Here is a 12,175-nt window from a genome sequence, read left to right on the forward strand (position 1 = left end):
AGGAAGCGAAAGGGTCCATGCCCGAAACTAACCTACAGCCCGCTTACTTTTGGTGCGGAAGCCCTATCATAAAAATGAGTAGGGCAGCCATTATCAGGATTTTCGCGTAAGCAAGTCCACACTTTTTCTCCGCTGCCATGCCTCCCAAAAAGACTACTCCAGCCAAGCCCGCTGCCAGGAAGCCCACCACCGCCAAAGCTCCGGCCCCCAAAGCCGAGCGCCGCCCCACGGCCAAAGACATGAAGGCCGCCGCCCAGAAGCTGCCATACCCGGCCAAACAGGCCGACATGAAGCTCCAGCCCGATTCGGACCTGGCCAACTACAAGGCCGCCGGCAAGCTCAAGGATAAGGTCGCCATCATCACCGGGGCCGACTCCGGCATTGGGCGGGCCGTGGCCATTGCCTTCGCCAAGGAAGGCGCGCACGTGGCCATCGTATTCAACGAAAACGTGGTGGATGCGGAAAAAACCAAGCAGCTAGTCGAAAAAGAGAAGCGCAAGTGCCTACTGTTGCAACTGGACGTACGCGACCCCGAGCAGTGCAAACAAGCCGTGCGCCGCACCCGCGCCGAGCTGGGCGGCCTGAACATTCTGGTGAACAATGCGGCCTTCCAGATGAGCCAGGAGAAGTTCGAGGACATTCCGGAAGAACAGATTCGGCGCACGTTTGATACCAATATTTTGGGGTACATCTGGATGGCGCAGGCCACTATTCCGCACCTCCAAAAGGACGACTGCATCATTAATACGGGCAGCATCGTGGGCATTACGGGCATCCCGATTCTGGTGGATTATGCCTCTTCCAAGGCTGGTATTCATGCCCTCACCAAATCACTGGCGTTGTATTTAGGCGAACGCGGCATCCGGGTGAACTGCGTGGTGCCCGGCCCGGTCTGGACGCCCAACATCCCGGCCACCATGCCGCTGGCCGAAATCGAGAAGTTTGGCCACGAAGTGGCCCTCAAGCGCCCCGGCCAACCTGAGGAACTGGCCCCGGCCTACGTGCTGCTGGCTAGTCAGGACGGCTCTTTTATGACCGGCAGCCTAGTGCACGTCACCGGCGGCAAGCTCAGCAGCGACGAATAACGCTTCACTTGACGAGGAATGAAGAAGGAGGAATCCGACACCGCCCATAGCGATGTCGGATTCCTCCTTCTTCATTCCTCATTCCTCAATTCATACCAGCTATAGTTGTTTAGCAATGTTTTATAGGGCCCGATAATCAATCTGTTAAAAAGCCGGCTACCTTTCCACCTACCATTGCCCGCAAGTGCTGAGCAGGGCATTGCGCTAACCCATTCATACCATTTATTTCACTCCAACTCCCATTCTTTTATGGCCGAAAACTCCTCTTCTTTTCTTGACCGCAGCCACACCGTGGCGGGGCCCGGCTACAACCGCTGGTTAGTGCCGCCCGCGGCGCTGGCCATTCACCTGGCCATCGGACAAGCTTACGCGTTCAGCGTATTCAAAAAGCCCATGGGTGCCCTCATCAGCGGCAACGTGGACAAGCCCGACGCGCTGGACTGGACGCCCGGACAGCTGGCCGTGGTATTCTCCATCGCCATCGTGCTGCTGGGCCTTTCGGCGGCCGTGTTTGGCAAGTGGCTGGAGCGCGTGGGGCCGCGCAAGGCCATGCTGGCCTCGGCGCTGTGCTTCGGGGGCGGCTTTCTCATTGCCTCGCTGGGCGTGCATTTGCACAGCATCTGGCTGGTGTATTTCGGCTACGGCTTCGTGGGCGGCATCGGGCTGGGCATCGGCTACATTTCGCCGGTAAGTACCCTGATTAAGTGGTTCCCCGACCGGCCGGGCGTGGCCACGGGCATGGCCATCATGGGCTTTGGCGGCGGGGCCATGATTGGCTCACCGCTGGCGGTGGCCCTCATGGCGCATTTCAAAACCTCCGCGCCCATGGGCGTGGCTCCCACGTTCATCACCATGGGCCTGATTTACCTGGTGTTCATGATGTTCGGCGTGTTCACCATCCGCGTACCCGCCGATGGCTGGAAACCGGCCGGCTACGTGCCTAACGCTCAGCACAGCACTCTCATCACCACCTCGAACGTGGACGCCGACAACGCCATCAAAACTCCCCAGTTCTGGATGCTGTGGGTAGTGCTGCTCTGCAACGTGACGGCCGGTATCGGCGTGCTCGAAACGGCCTCGCCGCTGATTCAGGAAACCTTCTCGGATGCCAGCATGGGCGCGGGCCGGGGCGTAACTGCCGCCGCCGCGGCCGGCTTCGTGGGCCTGCTCAGCTTGTTCAACCTGCTGGGCCGCTTCTTCTGGTCGTCGGCTTCCGATAAACTGGGTCGCAAGCCCACGTACATGATTTACTTCGGGCTGGGCATTTTGCTGTACGCCTTGGCACCCACGCTGATGGCCAAGGGCTCGCTCACGCTGTTTGTGGTGGTGGCCTGCGTCATTCTGACCATGTACGGCGGCGGCTTCGCCACCATTCCAGCCTACTTGCGCGACTTGTTTGGCACCATGCAGGTGGGCGCCATCCACGGCCGGCTGCTCACGGCCTGGTCCACGGCCGGCATCCTGGGCCCGCTGCTGGTAAACTACCTGCACGACCAGCAAAAGGCCAAGGGCCTGACCGGTGCCGCGGCTTACCAAACCGTGTTTTACACCATGGCCGGCCTGCTGGTGGTCGGCTTCATCGCCAACCTGCTGGTAACGGCCGTGAATGAGCGGTACGCATTCAAAGGAACAGTCACGACGGCTTCGGCGGGCCACTAGGGCTTCCTCTCACTTCTAATTCATTCCCAATATGAACCCGCAACCTAATTCTTCTGCTAACACCCCCGCCGCCGACACCGGCTCGGGCGGCTCGCCTGTGCTGGCCTGGCTGTTCGTGGGCCTTCCCCTGGCCTGGGGCGTGTCGCAAACCTTCATCAAAGCGCTGGCGCTGTTTAAGTAAACCGCTTCCATTTGGTGCTTCTGAGAAAGCAGCCGGCCCTGGGTCGGCTGCTTTTTTGTGGGTGCTTAATTCTGGTCAAATAAAAGCCAGGGTCCAGATTCGAAAAGCCTGTACTTTGCGGCTATGAAAAAGCTATTTGCGCTGGCCCTGCTGGTAGGGCTGGGTGCTACCCAGGCCAACGACCCCATGCTGCGCGTGCGCCAGTTCCGGCAGGCGCACGAGCACGAGCTGCTCACGGAATTCGAGCAATTGGTGGCCATCCCGAACGTAGCGGCCGACACGGCCAACCTGCGCCGCACAGCCCTGTTTGTGCAGGGCATGATGCAGCGGCGCGGCATCAGCGCACGGCTGCTGGCGGCGCCTACGCCGGGCGTGCCGCCCGTGGTATTTGGCGAGGTGCGCACGCCCGGGGCCACGCGCACCGTCATATTTTACGCCCACTACGACGGCCAGCCCGTGAACCCCGCGCAGTGGCGCGAGGGCCTGCAGCCGTTTCAGCCGCAGCTGGCCACGGGGCCGCTCGACCGTGGCGGTCAGCTGGCCGCCCGCCCAGCGGCGGGCCAGCCCCTCAATCCCGATTGGCGGCTGTATGCCCGCAGCGCTTCCGACGACAAAGCCGGCGTGATGGCTATTCTGGCCGGATACCAGGCCCTAGCGGCCAGCAAGCTGAAGGCCAAGGTCAACGTGAAGTTCTTTTTTGAAGGGGAAGAAGAGCGGGGCTCGCCGCATTTGGGTGAGATTCTGGCCCGGCACAAGGCGTTGCTGGCCTCCGACCTGTGGGTGATTTGCGACGGGCCGGTGCATCAGTCGGGCCGCAAACAGGTGGTATTCGGCGCGCGGGGCGACGTGAATATGAGCCTGAAAGTGTATGGCCCGCGCCGCCCCCTGCACAGCGGGCACTACGGCAACTGGGCCCCCAACCCCGCCCTGGCGCTGGCCCGCCTGCTGGCCTCGATGACCGATAGCACCGGCCGGGTGCGCGTGGCCGGCTTCTACGACGATGTGACGCCGCTGAGCGCGGCTGAGAAAACCGCCCTCGCCCAGGTGCCTAACCTCGACGAAACCATTCGGCAGGAGTTGGGCTTTGCGCGCTCCTATGGCACTGGCCAATCCCTGGTGGAGCTGCTCAACCAGCCCTCACTCAACATCAACGGCATGCAGAGTGCCAATGTGGGCGCGCAGGCCGCCAACGTCATTCCCACCGTGGCCTCGGCCGTGCTGGACCTACGCCTGGTGCTCGGCAACGACGCGCAGCGCCAGGTGCAGAAGGTGGTCCGGCACATCGAGCGCCAGGGCTACCATGTGGTGGCGGCCGAGCCCACCGCTGCCGAGCGCACCCAGTACCCGCTGCTGGTGCGGGTGAACGCTGAAAAAGGCGAAAATGCCCAGCGCACCCGCCTCGACTTGCCTATTGCCCGCCAGGTGGTAGCGGCCGTGCAAACCACCACCCCCGACCGGATAGTGCAGCTGCCCAGCATGGGCGGCACCCTGCCGCTGGGGGTATTTGAGCGAGAGCTGGGGGCCCACACCGTCACGGTGCCGGTGGCCAACTACGACAACAACCAGCACGCCGAAAACGAAAACATTCGCCTCGGCAACCTCTGGGATGGCATCGAAACCATGGCCGCCATCATGCTGATGAAATAATCGTTCTTGAGGGATAGCGGCAGAATTATAATGGGGAATAGCTCCCAGAGGAAGCCGCCGGGAAGGTTTTGCTCGTAAGGAGTTGTTAGCGGAACTGTGTAGTACGGTGCTGCATCAGTTGCCCCCTTTCTATGTCCTCACCAGCTTATCCCAGCGGCACCGTTCGCGCCCTGCTCGACACCGCTCACGTATCGGACGCTACCCGCGCGGCGCTGCAGGCCCGGCTTGATGCCCCCGCGACGTATGCGCCCCAGTTTCTGGCCCCCGAAACTTTCGCCCTGCTCGAAGCCGTAGCCGCCCGCCTGTTTCCACAGCCCGACCGACCGACTCAGCCAATTCCGCTGGCCCCCGCCATTGACCAGCGATTGGCCGACGGCCGCGCCGATGGCTGGCGCTACGACGCCCTGCCCCCCGACCGCGAGGCCTACCGCATGGGCCTGGGCGGCATTCAGGAAATAGCGCAGGCGCAGTTTCAAACTGATTTTATGAATCTGGAAGCCGCGCAGCAGGATGCGGTGCTGCACATGCTGGCCGGTAGCCACCCGCCCGGCACCGCCTGGCAAACCCTGGATGCCGGCCGCTTCTTCGAGGAACTGCTGGCCGAGCTGGCCGCCACGTACTACGCCCACCCGCTGGCGCAGGAAGAAATCGGCTACGTGGGCATGGCCGACCTGCCCGCCTGGACGAAAATCGGCCTCAACGAGAAAGAAGACCGGGAGCCCAAACCGGAAGAACGGCTGTCATCCTAAGCGCAGCGAAGGACCTTATTACGGTCGACGGCTTGCAGTAATCTAAACCGGCACGGACGCAGTAAGGTCCTTTGCTGTGCTCAGGATGACAGCCGCTTCTTATCAAACTATAGCGACCCTTATACCATGCCCGAAGAAGAAATCCTCGAAGAAAGCGTCCTCAACCCGGTGATGCCCGACGTGCAGGACCCGCTGCTACGGGCGCTGCTGGCCGACGAGCCCGCACCCGTCGATACGCCCCAGGAACAACCGCAAGCCCTTCCGGCCGAGGCCGATGAGGTGGACTGCGTGGTGATTGGCCTGGGTGCGGGCGGCGCCCCGCTGCTGGCCCGCCTGGCCATGGCCGGCCTAAAGGTGGTGGCCCTAGAAGCCGGCCCCTGGCACGATGCAAAAAAAGACTTCGCCACCGACGAGCAGGCCCAGGACTTCCTGTTTTGGAACGATGAGCGACTGGCCGCCGGGCAGGACCCGCTGGCTATGGGCCGCAATAACTCCGGCACCGGCGTAGGCGGCTCCACACTGCACTACACGGCCTACACGCCCCGCCCCCTGCCCGACGACCTGCACCTGAAGCGCGACTTTGGCCGGGGCGAGGACTGGCCCTTTGGTTACGAAGAGCTCGAGCCCTACTACGAGGAGTTGGAGGGCTTTCTGGGAATTTCCGGGCCGACGCCCTACCCCTGGGGCCCGGCGCGGCGCAAAGGCTACCCGCTGGCCCCGCTCCCGCTCAATGGCGCGGCCCAGCTCATGGTGCGCGGAGCCGCGAAGCTGGGTATCCAGACGTCGCCGGCGGCTAACGCCGCCCTTTCGGCCCGCTACTACCAGGAGGGCGTGGGCTGGCGCGAGGCCTGCACCAACCGCGGCTTTTGCCAGGCGGGCTGCTCCAACGGGGCCAAGGCCAGCATGGACGTTACGTTTATTCCGCTGGCTGTGCAGCACGGGGCCGACATTCGGCCCAACAGCTTCGTGACCGAGATTGAGCGCGACGAACGCGGCTTCGTGACGGGCGTGGTGTACACCCAGAACGGCGAGCAGCAGCGCCAGCGCTGCCGTCACCTGTTCCTGTGCGGCGGCTCGGTCGAAACCCCGCGCCTGCTATTGCTCAATGATTTGGCCCTGACCAGCGGGCAAGTGGGCCGCAACCTGATGGCCCACCCCGGCGTGCAGGTGTGGGGCACGTTTGCCGACGAGGTGCGGCCCAACAAGGGCATTCCGGGCGGGCTGATTTCGCAGGATACCCACCGACCAAAGGATGCGGACTTTGTGGGCGGCTACCTGCTGCAAAGCATCGGGGTGATGCCCGTGACCTTTGCCGGGCAGGTGGCCCGGGGCCGTAAGCTCTGGGGCCAGCCCTTGCGCGACTACATGCGCCAGTTCAACCACGTGGCCGGCATCAACATCCTGGGCGACTGCCTGCCCCATGCCGACAACTTTATGGAGCTGGCCGAGGAAAAAGATGCCCGGGGCCTGCCCAAGCCGCGCCTGCACTTCACCGCCCAGGAAAATGAGCAGCGCATGAATGCCCACGCCGAGAAAATTATGCGTGGCATTTGGGAAGCCGCCGGGGCCACCGATATCTGGGCTTTTGGCCGCTACGCCCACGTAATCGGCACCGCCCGCATGGGCCTGAGCGGCGACGACGCGGTGGTGGACGCCAACGGCCGCGCCTTCGACGTACCCAACCTGTACATCTCCGACAACTCCACTTTTCCCAGCGCCCTGAGCGTGAACCCGGCCCTGACCATCATGGCCCTGAGCCTGCGCACGGCCGATAAATTCCTGGAACAACAGCAGCGACGGAACGGGTGACGCCATTGTTCAACGGGAACGTCATGCCGAGCGTAGTCGAGGCATCTCGCCCAGCAAACTAATTACTGCCGCATGCGAGATGCCTCGGCTGCGCTCGGCATGACAACCGGTTATTAGCCTCAAATCATAAAGTCAATGAAATCCTTCCTCACAGAAATCAAGCAGCACTTCGGCGATGGCAACTACGAAGGCGACCAGTTTGGCGGGGCCAGTGGGCACAACGGCAACGGCCTGCCCACCGGCTTGCCCAACAACTTCATGTTCGCTACCGGCATCGAGTGCAGCTACCCAACCATCGACCACGGCAAAACCCGCCGCGACCTGCTGGCCGAGTGCGACCACTACAACCGCTATCAGGAGGACCTGGGCCTGGTGAAGGAGATGGGCCTGAAGGTGCTGCGCTACGGCCTGCCGTACTATAAAATCCAGAAAGACCCCGGTAAGTACGACTGGGAATTCGCGGACCTGGCTATGGCCGAAATGCAGCGCCTGGGCATTACCCCGATTCTGGACCTGATGCACTTTGGCGTGCCCGATTGGCTGGGTAATTTTCAGAACCCGGAGCTGCCGGTGCACTTTGCCGCCTACTGCGAAGCCGTGGCCAAGCGCTACCCGTGGGTGCGCTACTACACGCCGGTGAACGAAATTTACGTGACGGCCAAAATGAGCGCCCGCGACGGCATCTGGAACGAGCAGCTGAAGTCGGATAAAGCCTTTGTGACGGCTCTCAAGCACCTGGTGGCCGCCAGCATCATGGGCACCCAGCGCATTGCCAAGCACCGCCCCGACTGCATTATCGTACAGAGCGAGTCGGCGGAGTTTACCCACGAGCTGCGGGCCGAGCACACCTTTGAAGTGCAGATGCAGAACAAGATGCGCTTCGCCTCCCTCGACCTGCTCTACGGGCATCACCCCGAGGGCGATGTCCTGAACTACCTCTACGACAACGGCCTGACCCGCCGCGAGTACGACTGGTTTATGGCCGGCGTGCCGCCCGGCTACCAGGTGATGGGCAACGACTACTACGGCCGCAACGAGAAAATAATGCTGCCGAATGGCGAAATCGTGACCAGCATGGACGTGCTGGGCTGGTACAACATCACGCGCGATTATTACCAGCGCTACAAAAAACCGGTGATGCACACCGAAACCAACACCCTCGGCGACAAGCAGGCTTCCACCTGGCTCTGGAAACAGTGGGTCAATATCCTCAGAATGCGGAAAGAAGGGGTGCCCGTGCTGGGTTTCACCTGGTATTCACTCATCGACCAGATTGATTGGGACAAGGGCCTGGAGCGCAAAGTGGGCACCGTGAACCCTTGCGGCCTCTTCGACCTCGACCGCAAGCCCCGCCCCGTAGCCGACGCCTACAAAATGCTGCTCCAGGAGTACGGCCAGATTACTATTGTGCCCCACGGCGAGCTGTTTGAGATTACCACCGCCCCGGCCACGCTCAAAGTGGAGGTGTAGCCAAACGGGAGCCCAAACCGGCCGGGCCGCGCGCCAACGTTCATCATAACCACATGGAACAGGCCGTTTTTTGACCCATGAAACACCATCTGCTGCTTCAAACGGCCCTGCACCGACTGCTCTGGCAACCTAGCCCGCTACCGGGCCCGATTGACAATTACGAAGGCTACCAACGGCGGAGCCACAACCGAGGGTAGGATAGGCTGCTCGTTTGCGCCAGCTTTCCAGTTCGCTTTTGCAATTGCCGCGTTCATGCCATCTATTATGCCTCCCTTGCTGCTGCGCGTGGCCGCGACGTGGTCCTTGCCCGGCCTTGGCCTGCTGGCATTGCCGCAGGAGCCGGCCGCCCCGCTGGCCGCCTACGCCCTGCACGCTGCCCTGTTGGTAGAGGCCGTCCTGCCCGATGGCACCCGCCACGCTGCCCGTGCTACCGTGGAAGAAATAACCCGGCCAGAGGAAAGCACCGCTTCTACGCGGGGCCTGTTGCTCGACTTTGCCGGGCCCCTGGCGCTGCCGCCCGGCACCACTATCTGGCTGGCCCAGGCGGGCAGTAAGTTCGGTTCGGCATAGGTCGGTTGGCGGCCCGGCCACGGCTTATGCTTTTGTTTAGCACGCATTTCCGCAGTCTGTCAGCTCAGCTATTTCGCACAAAAAGTACCGTCCGGAACCGGTGCTGCAGTTTCGGGCAAATAGCATTTCAGCCCCTGATAACTATTTATCCATTGGGTTTAATCTTTCACTAATAAATTCCAGTTTTTGGCGCGGAACTAGTTGGGCGGCTCCTACGCTTTGCGTAAATTGCCAAACTACTACAGGTTTCGCATTTGGGTTCTTTATACTGCTTACACTGCTTATGAAATTTTTTGCTCCGCTGCTTCTGGTGTGCCTGTGGGTATTTCCAGCTGCCGCCCAGCGTATTGTTATCAGTGGCCAAGTAGTGGAAGCTACCAACGGGGAACCCGTACCGTTTGCTTCGATTTTTATTCCCAAAACCAGTGCCGGCGTCACCGCCGATGCCGACGGCAAGTTTAAGCTGGCCGTGGCGGGCACGCCCGACTCCATCGCGGCGTCGGCCATGGGCTTTGCTACGCAGCACCGCCGCCTCACCGATGCCGCTGTGCAAACAGTGCTGTTTCGGATGAAAACCGGTGGCGTGGCCCTGGCCGAAGTGATAGTATCATCGCGCCAACCCGAAAACCCCGCCTTTCGCATCCTGCGCGAAGTGCAGAAGCACAAGCCTGAAAACGGCCGTCTTTCGCTGAAAGCAGCCGAGTACGACTCCTACAACCGCATCGAGACCAGCCTGATTAACTTGCCCGCCAGCATGGCCAACCGCAAGGTTATCAAGGATATTCGGGCGCTGGCCGTACGCCAGGGTGCCGCCGCCGCCACCGACACCGACGCCCCGCTGCCCATTTTCGCGTCGGAGGTGGGCTCACGGGTGTACCAGAAAAACGCTCCTCTACGCCGCCGCGAAGACTTGATGCACAAGCAGATGCGTGGCGTTGGCCCGCGCGAAGGCTCGGTACTTTCGCAAATGCTGGGCTCAAACTTTCAGAACTTTGACTTTTACCTGAACTGGCAGAACGTGCTGGGCAAGGACTTTATATCGCCCGTTGCCGAAGGCGGCCGCGGCACCTACGACTACGAGTTGCAGGACTCCGTGTTTGTGGGCAAGGACTGGTGCTACCGCATTGGCGTGACACCCAAGCGCAGCCACGACCTGGCCTTCAAAGGCACCATCTGGGTTACGGCCGAGGGCTACGCCCTGCGCCGCATTGACGTAGTGGCCAACCCTGAGGCCAACATCAACTTCGTGAGCGACCTGCGTATTTCGCAGGAGCTGACCTCACCCGCCGAGGGACCGGGCCTGCCCACCCGCACCAAGCTGGTGCTGAGCGTGCGGCCCTACGAGAAGCAAGCGGCCATGCTGGTGCGCTTCACCACGGTGAGCAGCAACTTCGTGCGCAACCAGGTGCACACCGAAAGCGGCTTCTACGACCAGCCCATCGTGTCGTCGCTGATGGAACCCGCCGAAAAGGGCTCGGGCAGCGACCTGCTGAGCGGACTGCCCCAGGGCGGCGCGGCGGGCGGCGGCTACTTCGACCAGCACCGGCCCGATACGCTCAGCCTCTCGGAGCGCCAGACGTTTGCCGTGCTGGACTCGGCCAAGCAGCTGCCCTCGGTGCGCAACGTGCTCGACTGGGTGGAGCTGTTGGTGAACGGCTACAAGCGCGTGGGCAAGTTTGACCTGGGTCCCATTTCCACCGTTTATTCCCGCAACGACCTGGAGGGCAACCGCTTTCGGTTTGGCTTTCGCACTACGCCCCTCATCAGTCGCGACTGGCTCACGCAAGCCTACGTGGCCTACGGTACCCGGGATGGGCGCTTCAAGTACGGGGCCCGGGTCAACTACATTGCCGAACGCCGCCACTGGACAGTGTTTTCGGGTGAATTCCGGCACGACGTGGAGCAGGCCGCGCTGCTCGACAACGACTTCCTCGACAACAACAACCTATTTGTGGCCGCCTCGCGCTGGGGCCGGTTCCGTCAGGGCCGGCCGGTGCTGCGCGACCTCACGTCGCTGAGCATGCAGCGCGACCTGTTTCACGGCTTCACCCAAACCCTGACTCTGCGCTACCAAAACGTTAACCCGCTGTTCGATATTCACCGGCGCACCGGCCCCAATGGCCCGCCGGTGAGCGACGAGCCCAGCTCCAATATTTTGCAACTGAGCGAACTGGTGTCGGAGTCGCGCTACGCGCCCGATGAAAACCTGGTGCAGAACGAAAACCGCCGCCGGGCCGTGGGCTTGAAACGCTTGCCCGTGTTCGGCTTCCGCTACACGCTGGGCGCTATCGACTGGATTCAGGGCAATTTCGTGTATCACAAGTTCAACCTATCCATTTCGCACAGCGTTTCGGTGGGCTACCTCGGCCGCCTCAACTACCGGGCCGAGGCCAGCTACATCCCCTCGGCGCTGCCTTACTACATCCTGAAAACGCCGCTGGGCAACCAGACCCCGTTCTACAACGCCAACGCCTTCAACCTGATGAACTACTTTGAGTTCGTTACTGACCGCTCGGCCACGCTCCGCCTCGACCATCATTTTGAAGGCTTGGTGCTGAACTCCATCCCCGGTATTCGGGCGCTAAACTGGCGTTTTGTGGCTACCGGCAACGTACTCTACGGTAAGCTTTCGGACCGCAGCCGCCGCGCCAACGGCAACACTTCGGACCTACCCGGCCCCATTTCCATTCCTTATGTGGAGGTGGGCTACGGAGTCGAGAATATTTTCAAGTTTCTGCGGGTCGATTTCATCCACCGCCTCACGTACCGCGACACGCCCGGCACCAGCAACTTCGGTATCAAGGTGGGGGCGCAGTTCCGCCTGTAAGGCCCTTTTCACCTGGTTAATCTCCGTACGCCCATCCGCCACTTTTTTGGCCGGATGGGCGTGCTTATTTTACGAGCTTTCGTCTGCTGCACTTTGGTGTAAGGATTAGTCACAGTTGCGGGGCTTATTTTGGGAGAGGCGTCTGCATCGCCGGGGCTGCTGGCCCGTGTTGTGCCGT

The 12,175-nt window shown here is 61.8% G+C and carries 9 protein-coding genes; all 9 read left to right on the forward strand.

Going from position 1 to position 12,175, the window contains the following annotated elements:
- Window positions 1-239 precede the first annotated feature (239 nt).
- The 9 genes from IEW17_RS17000 to IEW17_RS17040 all read left to right on the forward strand — a co-directional run bounded on the left by IEW17_RS17000 (window position 240) and on the right by IEW17_RS17040 (window position 11,997).
- A complete protein-coding gene (locus IEW17_RS17000; protein ID WP_229749090.1) occupies window positions 240-1,085 on the forward strand; it encodes an SDR family oxidoreductase in 846 nt (281 codons plus the stop codon).
- Window positions 1,086-1,334: 249 nt separating this feature from the next.
- Window positions 1,335-2,744 (forward strand): L-lactate MFS transporter, encoded by a 1,410-nt coding sequence (locus IEW17_RS17005; protein WP_188563258.1) that lies wholly within the window; start codon window positions 1,335-1,337, stop codon window positions 2,742-2,744.
- 31 nt (window positions 2,745-2,775) lie between these two features.
- The gene (locus IEW17_RS17010; RefSeq protein ID WP_188563282.1) at window positions 2,776-2,925 is read left to right on the forward strand and encodes an MFS transporter small subunit; all 150 of its coding nucleotides are present in this window, start codon (window positions 2,776-2,778) and stop codon (window positions 2,923-2,925) included.
- A gap of 123 nt (window positions 2,926-3,048) precedes the next feature.
- A complete protein-coding gene (locus IEW17_RS17015) occupies window positions 3,049-4,572 on the forward strand; it encodes a M20/M25/M40 family metallo-hydrolase (RefSeq protein ID WP_188563259.1) in 1,524 nt (507 codons plus the stop codon).
- A gap of 131 nt (window positions 4,573-4,703) precedes the next feature.
- Entirely contained in the window at window positions 4,704-5,321 is a 618-nt protein-coding gene (locus IEW17_RS17020) for a gluconate 2-dehydrogenase subunit 3 family protein (protein ID WP_188563260.1), read from the forward strand.
- 126 nt (window positions 5,322-5,447) lie between these two features.
- Window positions 5,448-7,130 (forward strand): GMC family oxidoreductase, encoded by a 1,683-nt coding sequence (locus IEW17_RS17025; RefSeq protein ID WP_188563261.1) that lies wholly within the window; start codon window positions 5,448-5,450, stop codon window positions 7,128-7,130.
- Window positions 7,131-7,265: 135 nt separating this feature from the next.
- Window positions 7,266-8,600 carry a family 1 glycosylhydrolase gene (locus IEW17_RS17030; protein ID WP_188563262.1) on the forward strand — a complete coding sequence of 445 codons (1,335 nt, stop codon included), beginning with the start codon at window positions 7,266-7,268 and terminating at the stop codon, window positions 8,598-8,600.
- Between the two features lie 264 nt (window positions 8,601-8,864).
- The gene (locus IEW17_RS17035) at window positions 8,865-9,170 is read left to right on the forward strand and encodes a hypothetical protein (RefSeq protein WP_188563263.1); all 306 of its coding nucleotides are present in this window, start codon (window positions 8,865-8,867) and stop codon (window positions 9,168-9,170) included.
- A gap of 283 nt (window positions 9,171-9,453) precedes the next feature.
- Window positions 9,454-11,997, forward strand: coding sequence for a DUF5686 and carboxypeptidase-like regulatory domain-containing protein (locus IEW17_RS17040; RefSeq protein WP_188563264.1), 2,544 nt, complete (start codon window positions 9,454-9,456; stop codon window positions 11,995-11,997).
- Window positions 11,998-12,175: the final 178 nt, after the last annotated feature.

This window comes from Hymenobacter frigidus (assembly GCF_014640435.1).
Taxonomy (GTDB): Bacteria; Bacteroidota; Bacteroidia; order Cytophagales; family Hymenobacteraceae; genus Hymenobacter; species Hymenobacter frigidus.

Bases quoted from the DNA above. Each gene is read 5' to 3' on its own strand.
- IEW17_RS17000 (WP_229749090.1), top strand. From the start codon at position 240: ATGAAGGCCGCCGCCCAGAAGCTGCCATACCCGGCCAAACAGGCCGAC.
- IEW17_RS17025 (WP_188563261.1), top strand. From the start codon at position 5,448: ATGCCCGAAGAAGAAATCCTCGAAGAAAGCGTCCTCAACCCGGTGATG.
- IEW17_RS17040 (WP_188563264.1), top strand. From the start codon at position 9,454: ATGAAATTTTTTGCTCCGCTGCTTCTGGTGTGCCTGTGGGTATTTCCA.
- IEW17_RS17035 (WP_188563263.1), top strand. From the start codon at position 8,865: ATGCCTCCCTTGCTGCTGCGCGTGGCCGCGACGTGGTCCTTGCCCGGC.
- IEW17_RS17030 (WP_188563262.1), top strand. From the start codon at position 7,266: ATGAAATCCTTCCTCACAGAAATCAAGCAGCACTTCGGCGATGGCAAC.
- IEW17_RS17005 (WP_188563258.1), top strand. From the start codon at position 1,335: ATGGCCGAAAACTCCTCTTCTTTTCTTGACCGCAGCCACACCGTGGCG.
- IEW17_RS17020 (WP_188563260.1), top strand. From the start codon at position 4,704: ATGTCCTCACCAGCTTATCCCAGCGGCACCGTTCGCGCCCTGCTCGAC.
- IEW17_RS17015 (WP_188563259.1), top strand. From the start codon at position 3,049: ATGAAAAAGCTATTTGCGCTGGCCCTGCTGGTAGGGCTGGGTGCTACC.
- IEW17_RS17010 (WP_188563282.1), top strand. From the start codon at position 2,776: ATGAACCCGCAACCTAATTCTTCTGCTAACACCCCCGCCGCCGACACC.